This window comes from Micromonospora sp. NPDC050686, assembly GCF_040654475.1.
Classification (GTDB): Bacteria; Actinomycetota; Actinomycetes; order Mycobacteriales; family Micromonosporaceae; genus Micromonospora.
On the sequence record NZ_JBFAID010000020.1, the window covers coordinates 24686 to 43150 of the forward strand.

At 73.4% G+C, this 18465-nt stretch carries 19 protein-coding genes; 12 read left to right on the forward strand and 7 right to left on the reverse strand.

The features are described from left to right. Positions 1-11 precede the first annotated feature (11 nt). The 3 genes from AB0H57_RS15690 to AB0H57_RS15700 all read left to right on the forward strand — a co-directional run bounded on the left by AB0H57_RS15690 (position 12) and on the right by AB0H57_RS15700 (position 2361). Complete coding sequence (locus AB0H57_RS15690) at positions 12-356, forward strand: hypothetical protein (RefSeq protein ID WP_357506828.1); 345 nt, start codon at positions 12-14, stop codon at positions 354-356. Between the two features lie 111 nt (positions 357-467). Next, a complete protein-coding gene (locus AB0H57_RS15695; protein ID WP_357506830.1) occupies positions 468-1517 on the forward strand; it encodes an aldo/keto reductase in 1050 nt (349 codons plus the stop codon). 169 nt (positions 1518-1686) lie between these two features. Then, a complete protein-coding gene (locus AB0H57_RS15700; RefSeq protein ID WP_357506832.1) occupies positions 1687-2361 on the forward strand; it encodes a DUF305 domain-containing protein in 675 nt (224 codons plus the stop codon). A gap of 76 nt (positions 2362-2437) precedes the next feature. Here AB0H57_RS15700 and AB0H57_RS15705 read toward each other — a convergent pair whose 3' ends face one another. From AB0H57_RS15705 to AB0H57_RS15715, 3 genes are all read right to left on the reverse strand, one after another. After that, a complete protein-coding gene (locus AB0H57_RS15705; protein ID WP_357506834.1) occupies positions 2438-4207 on the reverse strand; it encodes a hypothetical protein in 1770 nt (589 codons plus the stop codon). Between the two features lie 261 nt (positions 4208-4468). Next, positions 4469-5305, reverse strand: a complete 837-nt coding sequence (locus AB0H57_RS15710) for an alpha/beta fold hydrolase (RefSeq protein WP_357506836.1) — start codon at positions 5303-5305, stop codon at positions 4469-4471. Positions 5306-5317: 12 nt separating this feature from the next. Next, positions 5318-6892 (reverse strand): FMN-binding glutamate synthase family protein, encoded by a 1575-nt coding sequence (locus AB0H57_RS15715; protein WP_357506838.1) that lies wholly within the window; start codon positions 6890-6892, stop codon positions 5318-5320. 88 nt (positions 6893-6980) lie between these two features. On the opposite strand from AB0H57_RS15715, the gene AB0H57_RS15720 reads away from it, so the two are divergent. The 3 genes from AB0H57_RS15720 to AB0H57_RS15730 all read left to right on the forward strand — a co-directional run bounded on the left by AB0H57_RS15720 (position 6981) and on the right by AB0H57_RS15730 (position 9677). After that, entirely contained in the window at positions 6981-7919 is a 939-nt protein-coding gene (locus AB0H57_RS15720) for a diacylglycerol kinase family protein (RefSeq protein WP_357506840.1), read from the forward strand. 792 nt (positions 7920-8711) lie between these two features. Then, positions 8712-9221: a hypothetical protein gene (locus AB0H57_RS15725; protein WP_357506842.1), complete on the forward strand. Its 510-nt coding sequence runs from the start codon at positions 8712-8714 to the stop codon at positions 9219-9221. Between the two features lie 246 nt (positions 9222-9467). After that, positions 9468-9677 carry a hypothetical protein gene (locus AB0H57_RS15730; protein WP_357506844.1) on the forward strand — a complete coding sequence of 70 codons (210 nt, stop codon included), beginning with the start codon at positions 9468-9470 and terminating at the stop codon, positions 9675-9677. 90 nt (positions 9678-9767) lie between these two features. Here AB0H57_RS15730 and AB0H57_RS15735 read toward each other — a convergent pair whose 3' ends face one another. Then, on the reverse strand, positions 9768-10265 hold the full coding sequence (locus AB0H57_RS15735) for a DUF2231 domain-containing protein (protein WP_357506846.1): 498 nt from the start codon (positions 10263-10265) through the stop codon (positions 9768-9770). A 172-nt stretch (positions 10266-10437) separates the two neighbouring features. Continuing rightward, positions 10438-11571, reverse strand: coding sequence for an N-acetylmuramoyl-L-alanine amidase (locus AB0H57_RS15740; protein ID WP_357506848.1), 1134 nt, complete (start codon positions 11569-11571; stop codon positions 10438-10440). 228 nt (positions 11572-11799) lie between these two features. Between AB0H57_RS15740 and AB0H57_RS15745 the strand changes: the two genes are divergently transcribed. The 3 genes from AB0H57_RS15745 to AB0H57_RS15755 are packed head-to-tail and all read left to right on the forward strand — an operon-like array spanning position 11800 to position 14158. Next, positions 11800-12699: an SPFH domain-containing protein gene (locus AB0H57_RS15745; RefSeq protein WP_357506850.1), complete on the forward strand. Its 900-nt coding sequence runs from the start codon at positions 11800-11802 to the stop codon at positions 12697-12699. A 41-nt stretch (positions 12700-12740) separates the two neighbouring features. After that, positions 12741-13088 carry a PadR family transcriptional regulator gene (locus tag AB0H57_RS15750; protein WP_357506852.1) on the forward strand — a complete coding sequence of 116 codons (348 nt, stop codon included), beginning with the start codon at positions 12741-12743 and terminating at the stop codon, positions 13086-13088. Next, positions 13085-14158, forward strand: a complete 1074-nt coding sequence (locus AB0H57_RS15755) for a hypothetical protein (protein WP_357506854.1) — start codon at positions 13085-13087, stop codon at positions 14156-14158. The genes AB0H57_RS15750 and AB0H57_RS15755 overlap by 4 nt, the downstream gene beginning before the upstream one ends. 72 nt (positions 14159-14230) lie before the next feature. Here the strand turns inward: AB0H57_RS15755 and AB0H57_RS15760 are convergent, their stop codons facing one another. Both AB0H57_RS15760 and shbA read right to left on the reverse strand, forming a co-directional pair. Then, positions 14231-15139 carry an anti-sigma-D factor RsdA gene (locus tag AB0H57_RS15760; RefSeq protein ID WP_357506856.1) on the reverse strand — a complete coding sequence of 303 codons (909 nt, stop codon included), beginning with the start codon at positions 15137-15139 and terminating at the stop codon, positions 14231-14233. Next, positions 15136-15714: an RNA polymerase sigma factor ShbA gene (shbA, locus tag AB0H57_RS15765; protein WP_357506858.1), complete on the reverse strand. Its 579-nt coding sequence runs from the start codon at positions 15712-15714 to the stop codon at positions 15136-15138. Before shbA ends, AB0H57_RS15760 begins: the two co-directional genes overlap by 4 nt. Positions 15715-15878: 164 nt before the next feature. Between shbA and AB0H57_RS15770 the strand changes: the two genes are divergently transcribed. Genes AB0H57_RS15770 through AB0H57_RS15780 form a run of 3 tightly spaced genes read left to right on the forward strand, consistent with a single transcriptional unit; the run spans position 15879 to position 18464 of the window. Continuing rightward, a complete protein-coding gene (locus AB0H57_RS15770) occupies positions 15879-16892 on the forward strand; it encodes an ABC transporter ATP-binding protein (RefSeq protein WP_357506860.1) in 1014 nt (337 codons plus the stop codon). After that, positions 16889-17659, forward strand: a complete 771-nt coding sequence (locus AB0H57_RS15775) for an ABC transporter permease (RefSeq protein ID WP_357506862.1) — start codon at positions 16889-16891, stop codon at positions 17657-17659. Before AB0H57_RS15770 ends, AB0H57_RS15775 begins: the two co-directional genes overlap by 4 nt. Before the next feature lies 1 nt (position 17660). Further along, positions 17661-18464 carry an ABC transporter permease gene (locus AB0H57_RS15780; RefSeq protein WP_357506864.1) on the forward strand — a complete coding sequence of 268 codons (804 nt, stop codon included), beginning with the start codon at positions 17661-17663 and terminating at the stop codon, positions 18462-18464. Position 18465: the final 1 nt, after the last annotated feature.

An 18465-nucleotide genomic window follows, 5' to 3' on the forward strand; every position in this document is an offset into this window, starting at 1 on the left:
CGTGCCGGGTGGTGGCCGCCGGACGGGCCGCCGGGGGCCCGGACGGGTGGGTGAGGATGCGGATCGCGCTGTTCGTGACGTGCCTGGCCGACACGCTGTTCCCGCAGGCCTGCTACGACGCCTGCCCGGTGAAGACCAACATCCCGGAACTGCTGGTACACCTGCGGGCCGAGGCGCCGCACCCGCGCGCCGAGCGGGCCGCGCTGGCCGCCGCCGCGTACACCATGGACCACCCGGCGCTGTACGCAGCCGCGCAGCGCGCCGCGCGGCTGTCCCGGCTCGCCGGCCGCCGCGGCCGGGGGCTGCTGCACGGGCCACGGAACCTGCACGCCGTGCTGGTCGACCAGCCGGGTTGATCGGCCGCCGGTCTCCGCCCGTCCGCCGTTGACTTCGAGCGCGCTGGAACCCCTAACGTCGGCCCCGACGGACGCGGCACGACGGTCGCGGCCCGGATCGAGGGGACACGTATGCGCTACCGCACGCTGGGCGGCACCGGCATCGAGGTCAGTACGTACTGCCTCGGCACCATGATGTTCGGCTTCGTCGGCAACCCCGAGCACGACGAGTGCGGCCGGATCATCCACGCCGCGCTGGACCAGGGGGTGAACTTTGTCGACACCGCGGACATGTACTCGGCGGGCGAGTCCGAGACCATCGTCGGCAAGGCCCTGCGCGGGCGCCGGGACGACGTCGTGCTGGCCACCAAGGTGCACTTCCCGATGGGGGAGGGGCCCAACCGGGGCGGCAACTCCCGGCGGTGGATCGTCCGGGCGGTGGAGGAGAGCCTGCGCCGGCTCGACACCGAGTGGATCGACCTGTACCAGGTGCACCGGCCGGACGAGCGTACCGACGTCGAGGAGACCCTCTCGGCGCTGACCGACCTGGTCCGGGCCGGCAAGATCCGGGCGTTCGGCTGCTCGACCTTCCCGGCCGCGGAAATCGTCGAGGCGCACCACGTGGCCGAGCGGCGCGGACTCGGCCGGTTCCGCACCGAGCAGCCGCCGTACTCGCTGCTGGCCCGGGGGATCGAGGCGTCGGTGCTGCCGGTCTGCGAGCGGTACCGGATGGGCGTGCTGGTGTGGAGCCCGCTGGCCTCGGGGTTCCTCACCGGCCGGTACCGGCGGGACCGCCCGGTGGACCTGACCACCGGCCGGCCGGCGCTCACCCCGGGCCGCTTCGACCCGGCGCTGCCCGGCAACGCGGCCAAGCTCGACGCGGTGGAACAGTTGATCGCCCTCGCCGACGAGGTCGGCCTCACCCTGCCCGAGCTGGCCCTCGCCTTCACCACCGCGCATCCGGCGGTGACCTCCACCATCATCGGGCCGCGCACCATGGACCAGCTCGACGGGCTGCTCAAGGCCACCACCGTCGCGCTGGACGACGCGACGCTGGACCGGATCGACGAGATCGTCCCGCCGGGCACCGACCTGTACCCGCCGGACGGCGCCTGGCGGCCCCCGGCGCTCGCCGACGCCACCCGCCGACGCCGCCCGCCGGCCGACCGCGCGGCGGCCTGAGTCCCTGCCGGCCGGCCGGATCGTCCAGGGTGCCGGCCGTGACGGTCGAGGTCAACCGGCCCAACGAGCAGGAACAACCCGTCCGACAGAGGTGGTGGCCGGGGCCGCGGGTGATGCACCATGGGCTTCCACTGGCCCCGCAGCTCCCACCCGGATAGGTAGTCTGACCATGGTCTTGTCCCGTCGCCTCGTCCTCGCCGCCGGCGCCGCCGCAGTCGCCGTCGGGGTGGGCTCGTTCGCCGCCGTCCAGCTCACCGGCGGCGAGCCCGATCAGCCGCCCCGGCCGGCTGCGGCGGACCGGATCGTCCAGCCGGGCGCCCCCGGTCAGTCCGGCCGCTCGCTGTCGCCCGAGGAACTGGCGAGCATCGCGCCGCCGGAGCACAAGGCCGCCGACCGGCGGTTCTTCCAGCAGATGATCCCGCACCACGCCCAGGCGCTGGAGATGACCGCGCTGCTGGCCGGCCGGACCACCAACCCGGACGTGACCATGCTCGCCAAGCGGATCGACGCCTCCCAGACCGAGGAGATCAAGCTGATGGAGCAGTGGCTGACCGAGCGCGGCGAGCCGACGCCGGCCGCCCACGCCGGACACGACCGGCCCATGCCGGGGATGCTCACCGACGAGCAGTTCGCGCAGCTCAAGGCGGCGCGCGGGGCCGCCTTCGACCGGCTGTTCCTGGAGTCGATGATCCGCCACCACGAGGGTGCGTTGACCATGGTGCGGGAGCTGTACGCCTCCGGCGGCGGGGTCGAGTCGGCGAGCGACCGGTTCGCCCGGGACGTGGACGCCGACCAGAGCATCGAGATCCAGCGGATGCGCGGCATGCTGGCGAAGATGCGCTGACCCTCCCGACGACGAAAGAGCGCCCCGGCTCGGGTACGAGCCGGGGCGCCCTCCTGTGACGGGGTGACTCAGCGGATCACAGGGATGCCGCCAGGTCGCTGATCGCCTGCTTCAGCTTCTGGTGCTCGGGAGCGGTCAGCTTGCCGGCGACCTCCTGCAGCTGCGACACCGCGGCGTCGCGCTGGCCGTTGGCCTTGAAGCGCTCGGCCCGCTGCAGGAACTGGTCAACCTGCGACTTCAGCGGGTGACCGATGGCGTTGGCCCGGACGAGCTGGTCGTAGTGGGCACGCGCCACCGCGAAGCTCGGCGTCCAGGTGACCTTCGGCTGGTGCTGGGCGTTGAACTCGCTCAGCTGGACCTGCGAGGCGGCCGTGATCTCCGCCGCCGACAGGTTCGCGCTGGGCTTCAGCCCGAACACGTCGAGACCGCGGACGATCTCGTTGCCGTAGATCTTGCCGTTGTACCAGTACGCCGACCAGAACCCACCGAGCACCAGCCGCGTCGGGTCGACCGGGCCCCGGTCGAAGTACGCGATCTCGTGCGGGTTGGTCGAGTCGGTGAAGTCGAACACCGACAGCCCGCCCTGGTACCAGGCCTGGACCATGATGTCGCGGCCGGGGACCGGGATCAGCGAGCCGTTGTGCGCGACGCAGTTCTCCTGCAGCGACTGGGGCACCGGCAGCTTGTAGTAGCTGGCGAACTTCATCTTCCGGTCGGCGATGTCGAAGATCGCGTTGGCGCCCCACTCCGGCGCGTCGGTGTCGCGGCAGCGGGCCCCGCTACCGCCACCCCACTCGTCGGTGAAGATCACCTTGGTGCCGTCGTTGTTGAACGTCGCCGAGTGCCAGTAGGCGAAGTTCGGGTCGGCGACCTCGTCGATCCGCACCGGGTTCGCGGGGTCCGAGATGTCGATCAGGATGCCGTTGCCCTGGCAGGCGCCGGCGGCCAGGCCGATCTCGGGGTACGCGGTGATGTCGTGGCAGGCGTTGGTGTTCGGCGAGGGCGACCACGTCGCACCGGACGGGTGCCGGGAGTTCACCGGCCCGTTCTGCAGGCCGTCGACCCGGCCGGTCGCCGGGTCCTGGAACAGCCGCGGCTGGTTCACCACGGCCGCCTGCTGCGGTGCCGCGAGCGGCACCTTGATCACGTCGATCCGCCACCGCGACGGGTTTTCCGCGGTCGCCGCATCGTTGTTGCAGCCCTCCATCGTGGTCGCCGGCCGCACGGACGCGGTGCCCGACACGTAGACGTAGACGTTGGCCGAGTCCTTCGGGTCGGCCACCACCGTGTGCGTGTGCGAGCCGCGGCAGAGCTGGACCGCCGAGACCTGCACCGGGTTGTGCACGTCGGAGATGTCGAACACCCGCACGCCCTGGAACCGCGTGCCCACGCTGGAGTTCGTGCCGCAGTCGAGGCGTCCCCGGGTCTCTTCCACGGACATGAAGAGCAGGTTGCCGTAGACCGAGACGTCGCCCTGCCCACCCGGGCACACCACGCTGGTGACGAGCTGCGGGTTGTCGGGCTGGGAGACGTCGACGATGTTGAAACCGTTGTAGTTGCCCAGGATGGCGTACTTGCCGCCGAACGCGAAGTCCGACGAGTAGTAGCTACCGTTTCCGGGGTTGGTCGGGTCGACGAAACCGGCCGGCTTGTCGCGGTGAGCCAACAGATCCAGGTTGCTGCTCGCGCTCTGGGCGTCGAGCCAACCCCCGCCGAGGCCGACCCGGGGGTCGGTGTCGGCGGACGCCGTCGCGCCGGGCAGCAGTGCAGCCACCAGGACGCCGGCGGCTGCCAGGCCGAGGGCTCGTGATCCCTTGCCTGACCTGCGGTTCGGTCGTTTTATCATGTAGTGCGCCTTTCATCCGAGGCACCGGCATTGACGTGCTCATATTCTGCGGTGATGAGCGCCACTCGGGTAACGACCGACCGGTGGCCCGTCATCGGTCAACCGGATGATGATCACAGCGAATGGCCGGGTGAGACCATCCCTAACCCATGGATACCGGCACATCAATCTCGGATGGCGTCCCTTGTGAACTTCCGGGCTTTTCCCATCTGACAGTCGCATGACGCGGCCCAACACACCCCGACACATCGTCGGTGGCGGTCAGCCGGCCCGCTCGCGCAGCCACTCCAGGGCCGCCTCGGCCGAGTTGAGGATCGACAGGTGGCCGTCGGCCGGGCGCAGCCACCACGTCGCCCCCGGGATGTGATCGGCGAGCCAACGGCCGTGCGCTGCCGGCACCATCCCGTCCCGGCCGCCGTGCATCAGCAGCGCCGGCACCCGGACCCGGGCCGGGTCGAAACCCCACCGCCCCACGTACGCCAGGTCGTCGTCGACCAGCCCGCCCGGGCCGTTCTCGACGGCCGGGCCGACCACCCCGCCCAGCCACGCCCACGCCCCACCCAGGGCGGCCAGGTCGGCCTCGGTGAACTCCGGGTCGTACTCGTGACCCGCGTGCTCGAACCGTTCCTTGGCCGCGCGACCGGCCAGCGCGGCGCGCAGCGACGCCTGCCCCGACGGGATCATGCCGGCGAACCAGTCCAGCCCGTCCACCCCGTACGGCGCCAGGCCGGCGCCGCTGACCACGGCCACCACCCGGTGCGGCAGCAGCGCCCCGGCGGCCAGCGCGTGCGGGCCGCCACCGGAGTGCCCCACCGTCGCGAACCGGTCGATGCCGAGCGCGTCGGCGACCGCGGTGAGGTATCCGGCGGCGGAGGCCACGTCCCGCCCAGGCCGCCGGTTGGAGCCGCCGTAGCCGGGCCGGTCGTAGGAGACCCAGCGCAGGCCGAGCCGGTCGGCCGCGGCGAACAGCGGCTCCGGCGGGGCGCCGATGTTCGGCGTGCCGTGGTGCCAGAACACGGCGAGCCGGTCGGCGCCGCCGGTGTCGTACACGTGCAGGGTGGAGCCGTCGGGCAGCCGCAGGTCGGACTCGGTGGTCATCGGTGCAGCGTATTACCGCTGCGCCGTCGGTGAGGGCGGGGCGCTGCCGCCCTGCGGCGCCTCGGCCGTCATCAGCCGCACGATCTCCGCCCGGTCGGCCGGGGAGGGCAGTCCCCACTCCGGCCGGTACCCGTACACGTCGCGCAGCGGGGCGGAGCCGGTGCGGCCCTGGAGGATCTCCACGGCGGAGGTGTCGATCAACCCGGGATGCTCGACCCCGCAGGCCTCCGCGACCTTGACCAGATCGCGGCGCAGGGTCTTCAGGTAGTTGGCCGCGCGGACCGACTTCAGCGCCGGGTCCAGCCCCCGGGCCAGCCAGGCGCGCTGCGTCGCCACCCCGGTCGGACAGGTGTCGGTGTGGCACTTCTGGGCCTGGATGCAGCCGATCGCCAGCATCGCCTCGCGGCCCACGTTGACCAGGTCGCAACCGAGCGCGAACGCCACGATCGCGTTGTCCGGCAGGCCGAGCTTGCCGCCGCCGGCGAAGACCACCCGCTCGTGCAGGTCCCGCTCGGCGAACGTCCGGTAGACCCGGGCGAAGCCCTGCTGGAAGGGGAACGACACCGAGTCGGTGAAGATCAGCGGGGCGGCCCCGGTGCCGCCCTCGCCGCCGTCGATCGTCACGAAGTCGACCCCGCGGTCGGTGTCCCGCATCAGGTCGGCCAGTTCGGACCAGAAGCCCAGGTCGCCGACGGCGGACTTGATGCCCACCGGCAGCCGGGTCTCGGCGGCGAGCAGCTCCACGAAGTCGAGCAGGCTGTCGCAGTCGTCGAACTCGGCGTGCCGGGACGGGCTCACGCAGTCCCGCCCGCGCGGTATGCCCCGGGTGGCGGCGATCTCCGCGGACACCTTCGCCCCGGGCAGCAGGCCGCCGAGGCTGGGCTTGGCGCCCTGGCTGAGCTTGATCTCCAGGGCCCGCACGGGCGCGCCGGCCACCAGCTCCTTCAACCGGGCCAGGCTGAACCGGCCCCGTTCGTCGCGACAGCCGAAGTACGCGGTGCCGAGCTGGAACACCAGATCGCCGCCGTTGCGGTGGTACGGCGACAGCCCACCCTCACCGGTGTTCTGCAGGCACCCGGCCAGGGCGGCGCCGCGGTTGAGCGCCTCGACCGCCCGACCGGACAGCGAGCCGAAACTCATCCCCGAGATGTTGACCACCGACTCGGGACGGAACGCCCGGGCCCGGCCACGGGCCCCGCCGAGCACCTTGGCGCAGGGCAGCCGCACCTCCTGCCCGGCGGTCGGGGCGGACGGCGGCACGGCCCGGCCGAACGTGCGGTGCTTGATGATCGGATAGCCGGCGCTGTACTCGATGTCGTTGTCCGTGCCGAAGCCGAAGTAGTTGTTCTCCTGCTTCGCCGAGGCGTACACCCAGCGGCGCTGGTCCCGGGTGAAGGGCCGTTCCTCGTCGTTGGCCGCCACGATGTACTGCCGCAGCTCCGGCCCGATCGACTCCAGCAGGTAGCGGGCCCGGCCCAGCACCGGGAAGTTGCGTCGCAGCGCGTGGTCGCGTTGGGTCAGGTCGCGTGCGGCGAGGGCGGCGAGCGCGGCGGCGGCGAGTGGTACGGCACGGCGAGCCCAGGTCATGCCGTCAGTCTCCCCGTGATCGCCCGGGTCCGCACGGCTGGCCGGCGCGGTGCATAACCAACCGGCGCTGCGGGTACCAGGACCGACCGTGAACACGAGCACCGGCGCGGACCCCCGCGCCGTACCACCGGCCGGCCGGGTGGCGGTCGTCGCGCACCGCCGCAAGGTTCTCGGCGGCGGCCTGGCCGAGCTGCGCGCCACCCTCGCCGCCGCCGGCGTCGACAAGCCCCTCTGGTACGAGGTGCCCAAGAGCCGCAAGGCGCCGAAGAAGGTTCGCCGGGCGTTGCGTGCGGGCGCCGATCTGGTCTTCGTCTGGGGCGGGGACGGCATGGTGCAACGCTGGGCCGACGCGCTGGCCGGCTCCGGCACGGCGATGGCGATCCTGCCCGCCGGCACCGCCAACCTGTTCGCCACCAACCTGGACGTCCCGGCCGACCTGGCCGAGGCGGTGCGGATCGGCCTGCACGGCCGGCGGCGCGCCCTCGACCTCGGCAGGGTCAACGGCGAACACTTCGCGGTGATGGCCGGCGCCGGCTTCGACGGCGAGATGATCGCCGAGGCGGACCGGGAACTCAAGGGCCGGCTGGGTCGCCTCGCGTACGTCTGGACCGGGCTGCGGCACGTCGGTGGCCGCCCGGTGCGCACCCGGATCCGGGTGGACGGCGCCGACTGGTTCGACGGCGAGGCCAGTTGCGTGCTGTTCGGCAACGTCGGCACGATCACCGGCGGCATCCCGGCGTTCGACGACGCCCGCCCGGACGACGGCTGCCTGGACGTCGGCGTGAGCACCGCGGCCGGCGCCGTGCAGTGGGCCCGCACGCTGGGCCGGATGGCCGCCGGCCGGTCGGCGGACTCGCCGTACGTGCGGATGACCCGGGGCCGGAAGATCAAGGTACGGCTGGACACGCCACTGACCTACGAGCTGGACGGCGGCGCCCGGGGCGAGACCGACCGGTTGAAGGTGCGCGTCGTCCCCCGTGCCCTGACCGTCTGCTGCCCCGAAGCTGCCCCGACGGTTGACGGTTGACTGCCGGTTCGTCGGTAGCGTGGGTCGGAACCGACGTCGTCGGACCGGTACCTTCGGTGCCGACGACCTCCTGTTGTTGCAGATGACGACAATCCCGGGCGGCGGCTTCACGCAGCGGCCCGCGACACCGAGGATCAACCTGTCGGCAATTACCAGGGGGGTCACGTGCCGCGACAGCGCCGCCAATGGTTGGCCAGGCTGACGCTGCGCGGGCTGCTGCTGATCTGTGGCGCGTTCGGCGCCTGGATCGCCGTCGACGCCCTCTCCCCGGACGCCGCGCAGGCCGAACCGGGCCGCCCCACGGCGGGCGCGCGGGCCGAACCGGGCCGCCCGACGCCAGGTGCCCGAGCGGAGCACGTCGCCCGCCCGGCGCCGCACCGTGGCGACACCCCACGCCGGCAGCCCGGAGTTCCGTCGCCGGCTCGTGCGGACGGAGCGCGGCCGGCGGCACCCCGGCCCGGCCCCGCGCCGCACGCCCGCGACCACGGTGGACCCCCGGTGGCGCCGCCGAAGGCCGTCACCCCGCAGCGGGGGCAACAACCGGGACCGGGTCGTGCCGCCCGGCCCGACCCGCCCGCCCGTGGAAAGCCGTCGTCGCCGACCCCGCGGCCGAAGCCGCCTGGACTCACCCACCGGCCGGCCCCACCCGCGCCCGGGCCGAGCCGGGGCCACGCTCCCGTCGACGGCCCCGCCGCGCCCGGTCCGGGGGGCGGGCCCGTCGTGCCTGGTCCGAGGCCGACGCATCCCACCCCTGACCCGACGCCCACCGCGCCCGGCCAGGTGACACCCGCCGTGCCCGGGCCGGGTGCGGCGCCCACCGTGCCCGAGCCGCAGGTGACGCCCACGGCGCCCGACCCGGCGGTCACGCCCGACGGACCGGAGACCAGCGAGGTGACCGCCGATTCGGTCGGGCGCGACCCGGTCGCGCCCCGGAGCGCCGGGCCGGCCGCACCGGCCCAGGGCTTCGTGTTCACCGCCGGTCGACACCGCTTCGTCTCCTGCCGCGCCGACGAGTCGCCACGGTCCACCGTCGACCGGACATCCACGGCCGGGCCGGCCCGGTTCGCCGCGGGTGGCCGGTCGGCGCCTCCCGGGCATTCCGACCCGACCGGCATCGCCGGCCCGGCGGATGCCGTCGGCGTCGGTGGCGACACCCACCGCGGCTCGGTGGACGGGCCGGGCGGCCAGGGCGACACCGGCTCCGGCCCGTGGCTGCCCGAGTTCACCTCGACGGTCGCCCCCGCGGCCTCGCCGCCGGCCGTCACCGGATGCTCGGCGGAGCCGGGAGTGCGACCGGACTGAGCGGACCACCGCCGCCGTACGTCCTCGGCCGCTGAACCGCACGCCAGCCCGCGCCGGCAGTCCACCAGTGACCGGCGCCGCCCGGGCCGCCCCCGCGGTGAGGAAGTCGGCCGTGCGTGGGGGCGCGCCGGTTCCGGCGCGCCGGCGGCGACCTCCGTCGCGTCCCTCCCTCATCCACCCGTTCGGCGAACGCCCCGCCGGTCGCCGTCAGACGCCTTCCCGGTGCGCCCGGGAGGAGGTTCACACATGATCGAACGGGAAACCAGCATCGCTGAGGTCCGCGCCGTCGCCGCGGACCAGCGCACGGTCGCGGCCCATGAGCACCGCCACGGGGTCTGCGTGATCTGTCACGTGCCGATGTGCCGGCCCCGCACGCTCGCCCTGCGGCGGATCGGCGCATACCTGCGGCTCGATCGGACGGACGCGGAGGACCGCGCGCCACGACGAGACAGGTAGCCGCGACCGGTGCTGTCGGGGGATCCGGGCGGGAGCCCGGCCCCGGCCGGACCGGTCCGGTACGGCGCCGGCCGGGCGAGCCGGCAGCCGTCAGGCGCGGGCGCGACCGGAGGAGCGGTGCGACAGCGAACTGGGCGCGTCGACCCCGGCGTTGTCACTCACGCTCACGCCCAGCCGCTCCACCAGCTCGCCGCCGAGCCAGCCGGTCACCCCGATCAGGACGACGCCCACGAAGCTGAGGATCAGCGCGAACGCGCTCGGGTCCCAGTTGTCCGCGGCGCGGCGCACCAGCCAGCTCAGCGCGAACAGCAGTACGACGACGACGTTGCCGGCGCCGTGCACCGCCCCGATCCGCTTGGCCCGGGTACCGGCCGGTATGGCCAGCCAGTCGATCAACCCGAAGACCGCGGCGAGCAGGCCGCCGAGGATTCCGACGCCCATCGTGTACGCCGCCGAGATCTGAAACCCGGTCCGATCGGTGATCAGATACAGGATGTCGAAGATCACCGCCGTGACGAGCAACCCCAGCGGGAACACGATCAGCACCGGGTGGACGGCGTGTCCCGCCGCCTTGGCGCGACTCTCCATGACCCCTCCCGTCTCGTCCCCAGGCGGGGCCGAATTCCCGGTATTCGCGCCGCTACACCTGACAGTGCGCGGCCGGCGGCGGGTGTCCGGGTACGGGACGGCGCGGCACGCCGATGGGCGTACGCGGTGGGGGCGGCGCCGTTGCCACCCCCACCGCAGTCCGCGCGGCCGGTCAGCCTTCCCGGAACGACTGACGCACCACGCCGCCGACCAGGGCGCACCAGGTGGTGGTGCCGACCTTGCCGTTGGGATCGAGCCCGTGCAGGCCTTGCAGGTCCTGCAGGGCCTTCTTGGTCACGTGGTCGTACTCGCCGGTGACGGCCACCTCGGCGTAGCCCTTGGAGTTCAACATGAACTGCACCGCGCTGACCGGGACGCCGGTGGCGTCCTTGCCCAGCTCCGGCGCGAGGGTCTCCCAGGTCGGCGCGGTCAGCGTGGCGTCCACGTCGACCGGGATGCCGTTGCGGTACTGCCAGTCCTGCACGGCCGCCACGGTGTTCGCGTCGAAGACCCCGGTCACCGGGACGGGGTAGCCCCGGTACGCCAGCAGGTACTGCGCCACCCGCACCACCGGGCCGCCGACGAAGCGCCAGATGTCCGGCCAGCGCCGGGCCGGCACGTCGGCCAGGTCGGTGCCGAGGGCGGCGAACACCCGGCGGCGCAGGGCGGGGAACTCCCGGTAGAACGTCGCGCCCGGGCAGAGCGTGGCGCGGAAGTCCCAGTGGCCGAAGATGTCGTGGGCGTGCAGCCCGTACTGCGTGCAGATGGTGGTGCAGAGCTTGACCAGCGAGTCGAGCAGCTGCTGCGGTGGGGTGTCGCTGACGTACGTGCCCTCGTTCTCGATGCCGATCGCCCGGCCGTTCTCCCCGGGGCAGTGCGCGGAGATCATCTGCCGGTCGCCGGCGGCGAGCCGTTCCAGGCTGCCGTGCCGTCCCTCGAGGACGTACCCGCCGCGGCTGACGGTGAAGTGCTGCCCGGTGTCCGACCACTTGTTGCCGTCCAGGTGCAGGTCCTGGCAGTCCCGGGCGAGCTGCTTGGCGTGCTCCTCGGAGTAGTCGGTGACGTTGGGGAACGCCATGTGGTGGACGATGATCTTGTTGGTGGCGATGGCGCTGATCGACAGCGGGTCCGCCGGTGGGCGGGCGCCCCACTCGGCACAGCTGATGATCCAGTCGAGGTCGGCGCCGGCGGCGGCCCGTGCGGCGCCCGGGAGGGCGAGCTCGCTGCCGACGACCGCGACCGCGGCGGCGCCCAGACCGGCCCGCAGCAGGGTCCGGCGGTCGAGTTCGGGATGGTCGAAGTGCATGGCGGGTCTCCTCGGTGGCCCACGCGGGGCGCGTCGGGGGTGTGAAAAGGAGCTCCAAGTACCGCGCGTGGAGTGGAGGATATTGCCATCGGTCACCGCGGCGCCAGGGGTCTGGCGGGAATTCATCGGCGGGCGCCGCTGCGACGCCCCTCGCCGGGTGGGACTGGCCGGCGCCGGAGTGGGTATGCGCGGCGCCGGGAGGCGGGGGCCTCCGGGATCGAGGGGGTCATGGCAGCCGCCGCCGTCTTCGTCGGGCTGGTCGTCGTCATCGTCGTGCTGGCGCTGCTCGCCGCGCTGAGCGTCCGCCTGGTGCAGCAGTACCAGCGCGGCGTCGTCTTCCGCTTCGGCCGGGTGCAGGAGCGCATCCGCCAGCCCGGTTTCCACCTGATCGTTCCGGTCGCCGACCGGATGGTCCGGGTCAGCATGCAGACCACGGTGATCGGGGTGCCCGCGCAGGGGGTGATCACCCGGGACAACGTGACCCTCACGGTCGACGCCGTCGTCTACTACCGTGTCGTCGACCCGGTGAAGGTCCTGGTCAACGTGCGCGACTACCAGTCGGCGGTGCTCCAGGTCGCGCAGACCGCCCTGCGTTCGGTGATCGGCAAGGCCGACCTGGACACCCTGTTGCGTGACCGGGACTCGATCAACGCGGAACTGAAGGCGGTGATCGACGCGCCGACCGAGAAGCCGTGGGGCCTGCTGATCGAGCGGGTGGAGGTCAAGGACGTCGCGCTGCCGGAGGAGATGAAGCGGTCGATGTCCCGCCAGGCGGAGGCGGAGCGCGAGCGCCGGGCCCGGGTGATCGCCGCCGACGGCGAGTTCCAGGCCTCCCGCCGGCTGGCCGACGCCTCCCGCGCGATGGCCGACACGCCAGGCGCGTACCAGCTGCGGTTGCTGCAGACCATGGTGGACGTGGCGGCGGAGAAGAACAGCACCCTGGTGATGCCGTTCCCGGTCGAGCTGCTGCGGTTCTTCGACGAGTTCGTCAAGGGCGCCCACCCGCGCCAGGAGCCGGGCGCGGAACGGCCCGGCGAGCAGGGCGTGCCGCTCGGCGCGGGCCGCGGCCCGGTGGCCGGCAGCGCGATCGGCGCCGAGGGCGACGGCCACCGGGGCCCGCCGAGCTGACGGGGCTGTGTATATACCGGCTAGTTGTATATGCTGTCTGCATGGCAGAAAGCCCCCTGCGGGAACCCACGTTCCTGATCCTCACCGCGCTGGCCGAGACACCCCAGCACGGATACGCCGTCATCGAGGACGTCCAGCGCATCTCCGACGGCCGGGTCCGGCTGCGCGCCGGCACCCTCTACGCCGTGCTCGACCGGCTGCGCGCCGACGGCCTGATCGAGGTGGACCGGGAGGAGGTGGTGCAGTCCCGGCTGCGCCGCTACTACCGGCTCACCGCCCTCGGGGCGACCCGGCTCGCCGACGAGGCGACCCGGTTGCGCCGGCACGCCGACGCCGCGGGCGATCGGCTGCGCCGCGCCGGCCTGCTGCTGGAAGGAGGCGCGGCGTGACGGACCTGGAGCGGCGCTACCGCCGCCTGCTCGCCGTCTACCCCTGGGAACACCGCCGGGTGTACGAGGACGAGATGCTCGCCGTCCTGCTCGACGGCGCCCGGGCGGGGCAGCGCCACCCCACCGCCGCCGAGGCGGCGAACCTGATCGGCGCCGGCCTGCGGGCCCGGCTGCGGGTGGGCGCACGGGGGCTCACCGAGCCGGCCTGGGGCGACGCGTCGACGGTGACCGGCGTGCTGGCCGCCCTGCTGCTCTTCGCCGCCGCGGCCAAGGGCCTGCTCGACCAGGCGGTCGTCGACCCGGCCCTGCCGCCGGCCTGGCGACCGGCCGGCCCCGACCTGGTCGACTGGCTGCGGGTGGCCGGCTGGGCGGGCGTCGCCGTCGCGGCCCTGGCCGGGCTGTGCCGGTTCGCCGCCGGCCTCGCCTGGGCGGCCGTCGTCGGCTGGGCGGTGCTGGTCGGGCCGCAGACCGGCGCCAACCCGACGTACGTGGTGGACACCCTGCCCCAACTCGCCCTCGCCGTGGTCATGGCCGTCGCGTTGAGCGTCGCCGCGCCCCGCCGAGGGCTCGCCGTGCTCGGCGTACGCCGCCTGCTGGCCCTGGTGCTGGCGTCGCTGGCGGTGGTGGCGGTGCTGGAGACCAGCCGGCTGACGGCACCCGGCTTCAACCCGGCCGACCCCAACCGGCCGTACACCTCGTACGTCCTCTACGGCCTTGAGGCCAGCAGCGAGCTGGTGATCTGGCTCTACGTCGCCGGCCTGGCGGTCGCCGCCGTCGCGGCCCTGGTCGCCGTGCTCTCCCTGGCCCCGGCGATCCGCCGGCGGATCGCGGTCCTGCTGGCGCCCGTCGCCACGCTCGCGCTGGTCATCGACAGCACCCTCGCCGGCTGGGTGACCTCCACCGCCCACATGGGACACATGATCCCGCTGGTGCCGGCCCAGTGGGCGGTGCTGGTGCTGGTGCCGCCGGTTACCTTCCTGGCCGGGGTGCTGCTGGTGCGCCGCCGGGAGGAGACCCTGCGGATGGTCGCCCTCGGCCGGGCGGCGGACCGGGAGCGCCCGGCCACCTGAGCCGGCACCCGGTGGTCGCGGTGCCGACCGGGACCACCGGTCCCGCTCACCGCCCATGGGTCGTGCCGGCGCTCAGTCCAGCAGGTCCACGCTGGGCAGCGGCAGGCCGGGCAGCGGCGAGAGCAGCGACCCGGTGGGCAGCGGCAGCGACAACTCGGGCAGTGGCAGCGGCCGGCCGTCGGGGGACCGGGTCGGGGTGGCCGTGGGTGAGCCCGCGGGCGCTGGTGCGCTACCCGCCCCGGCCGGAGCCGCCGGGGTGGTCCGGCCGGCGGGCGGGCGGGCGGCACCGGACGGGCCGGCCGCCGGCGACGCCGCTGACCCGGGCGACGCCGCTGGGCCGGGCGACGCCGGTGGCGCGGGCGACGCCGGTGGCGCGGCGGTGGCGGGCGGGGGCGGCGACATCCGGGCCGCGAGGTCCCGCTGCACGGCGTCGATCTCGGCGCGCAGCCGGGCCACCTCGTTCGGGTCGTCGATCCCGGCCAGGGCCGCCCGGGCCCGGGTGAGGAGCTGCCGGGCCTCGTCGTACCGGCCGGCGGCCACGGCGGCGCGGGCCTGCTCGACCATCCGCTCGACGCCGCGCACCTCGGCCTGCTGCGGATAGAGCACCTTGGTCAGCGACCACAGCGGGCTGGCCGGGCCGGCCGACCGGCTGCCGATCGCGAGTCCGGTCAGCAGCAGCACCCCGGTCACCGCCGCGGCGGCCAGCCGGACCGCCCGCCGCCGCGGCGGCAGCGGCGTGACCACGGCCCGCCGGGGCGCGGGCGGCGCCCCGGGCCGGACCGCTCCGGCCGGCGGGACCGCGTCGCCGGTCAGCTCCGGCGGGTCCGTGTCGAGGTCGGTACGCCAGGCGGCCAGCAGCGCCGCGAGGTCGTCCCCGTCGGGTGCCGGCTCGCCCCGGCCGAGGGCGTCGAGCAGCAGGTCGTCGCCGACCAGCGGGGACAGTTCCCGCTCCGCGCCGCCGTCGTCACCGCGCCCGCTCATGCCGCCACCTCGTCGAGTCCGTCCGCGGCCAGGGTACGGAGCCGGGCCAGGGCGCGGGACTGGGCCACCCGGACGGCGGCGGCCGTCATACCGACGATGGCGCCGACATCCTCGGCGGGCAGCCCCACCGCGACGCGGAGGGTGACGATCTCCCGTTGCACGTCCGGCAGGCGGTCCAGCAGCACCGACAAGCGGCGGGCCAGGTCGGTGGCGAGGGCCTGCTGCTCCGGCCCGGGGGCGCTGTCCGGCTGCTCCAGCGGGCTGTCGGTGACCGCGACCGTGGCGTCGCGTACCGCCGCGCGCTGGGCGTCGGCCACCTTGTGCGCGGCGATGGCGAAGACGAACGCGGAGAAGGGCCTGCCCTGCTCCCGGTAGCCGGGCAGGGCCCGCAGCACGGCGAGGCAGACCTCCTGGGCCACGTCGTCGGCCGTGGTGTACGCCCCGCCGATGCGCCCGAGGCGGGCCCGGCAGTAGCGGACCACCCGCGGCCGGGCGTCGGTGAGCAGGGCCGCCGTCGCCGCCCGGTCGCCTTCGGCGGCCCGACGCACGAGCTCGGGATCGATCGCTGTGGTCATGGGGATGCGAGGCACCTTCGTTACCGGGTGGTTCGCCGCACGTTATCGACAACCGCGCCACTTTGCCTAGCTCACCTTGCGTCACCTTCTTCTGGCGAAAAGTAGTTTGTTGCGTCTGGGCGCCTTCCGCCGATGACCCAGTGGGCGCGGCGAGAGGAGGGCTGATGGGCATCGAGGTGGCCGTACGGGGCCTGAGCAAGTCCTTCGGTGGCCGGCCGGTCTGGTCGGACATCAGCCTGACCCTGCCGGCAGGTGAGATCTCGGTGCTGCTCGGCCCGTCCGGCACCGGCAAGTCGGTCTTCCTCAAGACCCTCGTCGGGCTGCTGCGACCCGACGCCGGCTCGATCGTCATCGAGGGCAAGGACCTGCCCCGACTCTCCGAACGCGACCTTTACGAGGTGCGCAAGCTGTTCGGCGTGCTGTTCCAGGACGGCGCGCTGTTCGGCTCGATGACGATCTACGACAACGTGGCCTTTCCACTGCGGGAGCACACCCGCAGGTCCGAGTCGCAGATTCGGTCCGTGGTGACCGAGAAGCTGGAGATGGTCGGCCTGGTCGGCGCCGAGCGGAAGCTGCCGGGGGAGATCTCCGGCGGGATGCGCAAACGCGCCGGGCTGGCCCGCGCGCTGGTGCTCGACCCGCGGATCGTCCTCTTCGACGAGCCGGACTCCGGGCTCGACCCGGTCCGCACGGCCTACCTCAACCAGCTCATCATCGACCTCAACCAGCGGACCGAGGCGACGTTCCTGATCGTCACCCACGACATCAACACGGCCCGGACCGTGCCGGACAACATCGGCCTGATCTACCACGGCCACCTGGCCATGTTCGGGCCGCGGGAGATGCTGCTGTCCAGCACCGAGCCGGTGGTCCGGCAGTTCCTCAACGCCCAGCGGGTCGGCCCGATCGGCATGGCCGAGGAGAAGGACGCCGACGAGTTGCAGGCCGAGGCGGACGCCGGGGTCGAACTGCCGCCGCTGCCACCGATCCCGTTGCAACTGCCGCCGTCGGACGGCCGGCCCCGGAAGGCGCAACGCCCACCGGGGCAGTGGTGCCGGGCCAACGGCGTCACCCCGCCCGCCGGCTCGTTCGACGGCGTGCCCGTCGCCGAGCGACTCACCGTTGAGCTGGACGGGCAGCTCATCGCCGAAGGTCGGCATCGGGAGGTGACCGGATGAACGGCCCCGTCACCGCGGTCCGCCGCACCGGCGAGTTCTTCGCGTTCTGCCTGGACACCCTGCGGGGCCTCGGCCGCCGGCCGGTGCAGGTCCGCGAGTTCGTCCAGCAGGCCTGGTTCATCAGCTCGGTGTCGATCCTGCCCGCCGCGCTGGTCTCCATCCCCTTCGGCGCGGTCATCGCGCTGCAACTCGGCTCGCTGGTCCGGCAACTCGGCGCGCAGTCGTTTACCGGCGCCGCGTCGGTGCTCGCCGTGGTGCGGGAGGCGGGGCCGATCGTCACCGCGCTGATCATCGCCGGTGCGGGTGGCTCGGCGATCTGCGCCGACCTCGGTTCGCGGAAGATCCGCGAGGAACTGGACGCGATGCAGGTGTTGGGCATCGACCCGATCCACCGCCTGGTGGTGCCCCGGGTGCTCGCCGCCATGCTCGTCGCCGTCCTGCTCAACGGACTGGTCAGCGTGGTCGGCGTCAGCGGCGGCTACCTGTTCAACGTGATCCTGCAGGGCGGCACGCCCGGGGCGTACGTGGCCAGCTTCCAGGCCCTGGGCCAGCTGCCCGACCTGCTGGTCGGCGAGGTCAAGGCACTGCTGTTCGGGGCCACCGCGGCACTGGTCGCCTCCTACAAGGGGATGACCGCCAAGGGGGGCCCGAAGGGTGTCGGGGACGCGGTGAACCAGAGCGTGGTGATCACGTTCATGCTGTTGTTCGCGCTGAACTTCGTCGTCACGGCCGTGTACTTCCAGCTCGTACCACAGAAGGGAAGCTGACGTGCCGGCGCTGCGGATCCTCGACGACCTGGGCGGCCAGCTCGCCTTCTATCTGCGCGCCTTCGCCTGGGCGCCGCGCACGGTACGCCGCTACCGGCGGGAGGTGCTGCGGCTGCTGGCCGAGGTCAGCTTCGGCTCCGGCGCCCTGGCCGTGCTCGGCGGCACCGTCGGCGTCATCTGCTTCCTCACCTTCTTCACCGGCACCGAGGTCGGCCTGCAGGGCTACCAGGCGCTCAACCAGATCGGCAGCAGCGCATTCACCGGCTTCGTGTCGGCGTACTTCAACACCCGGGAGATCTCGCCGCTGGTCGCGGCGCTGGCGCTGTCCGCCACGGTGGGTTGCGGATTCACCGCCCAGCTCGGCGCGATGCGGATCTCCGAGGAGGTCGACGCCCTCGAGGTGATGGCGGTGCCGTCCCTGCCGTTCCTGGTCACCACCCGCATGATCGCCGGGTTCATCGCGGTGATCCCGCTGTACGTCATCGGCCTGCTCACCAGCTACCTCGCCACCCGCACCATCGCCGTGCACTACTTCGGACAGTCCGCCGGCACCTACGACTACTACTTCCACCTCTTCCTGCCCCCCGGCGACGTGCTCTGGTCCTTCGGCAAGGTGCTGGTGTTCAGCGTGATCGTGGTGCTGGTGCACTGCTGGTACGGCTACACCGCCAGCGGCGGGCCGGCCGGGGTCGGCGTCGCGGTCGGCCGGGCCGTGCGGCTGGCCATCGTGGCGGTCAACATCGTCGACTTCTTCCTGTCACTGGCCATCTGGGGCGCCACCACCACCGTCCGGATCGCGGGGTGAA

Coding starts and splice junctions, on each gene's coding strand:
- AB0H57_RS15695 (WP_357506830.1), top strand. CDS start 468: ATGCGCTACCGCACGCTGGGCGGCACCGGCATCGAGGTCAGTACGTAC.
- AB0H57_RS15700 (WP_357506832.1), top strand. CDS start 1,687: ATGGTCTTGTCCCGTCGCCTCGTCCTCGCCGCCGGCGCCGCCGCAGTC.
- AB0H57_RS15705 (WP_357506834.1), bottom strand. CDS start 4,207: ATGATAAAACGACCGAACCGCAGGTCAGGCAAGGGATCACGAGCCCTC.
- AB0H57_RS15710 (WP_357506836.1), bottom strand. CDS start 5,305: ATGACCACCGAGTCCGACCTGCGGCTGCCCGACGGCTCCACCCTGCAC.
- AB0H57_RS15715 (WP_357506838.1), bottom strand. CDS start 6,892: ATGACCTGGGCTCGCCGTGCCGTACCACTCGCCGCCGCCGCGCTCGCC.
- AB0H57_RS15730 (WP_357506844.1), top strand. CDS start 9,468: ATGATCGAACGGGAAACCAGCATCGCTGAGGTCCGCGCCGTCGCCGCG.
- AB0H57_RS15735 (WP_357506846.1), bottom strand. CDS start 10,265: ATGGAGAGTCGCGCCAAGGCGGCGGGACACGCCGTCCACCCGGTGCTG.
- AB0H57_RS15740 (WP_357506848.1), bottom strand. CDS start 11,571: ATGCACTTCGACCATCCCGAACTCGACCGCCGGACCCTGCTGCGGGCC.
- AB0H57_RS15745 (WP_357506850.1), top strand. CDS start 11,800: ATGGCAGCCGCCGCCGTCTTCGTCGGGCTGGTCGTCGTCATCGTCGTG.
- AB0H57_RS15750 (WP_357506852.1), top strand. CDS start 12,741: ATGGCAGAAAGCCCCCTGCGGGAACCCACGTTCCTGATCCTCACCGCG.
- AB0H57_RS15760 (WP_357506856.1), bottom strand. CDS start 15,139: ATGAGCGGGCGCGGTGACGACGGCGGCGCGGAGCGGGAACTGTCCCCG.
- shbA (WP_357506858.1), bottom strand. CDS start 15,714: ATGACCACAGCGATCGATCCCGAGCTCGTGCGTCGGGCCGCCGAAGGC.
- AB0H57_RS15770 (WP_357506860.1), top strand. CDS start 15,879: ATGGGCATCGAGGTGGCCGTACGGGGCCTGAGCAAGTCCTTCGGTGGC.
- AB0H57_RS15775 (WP_357506862.1), top strand. CDS start 16,889: ATGAACGGCCCCGTCACCGCGGTCCGCCGCACCGGCGAGTTCTTCGCG.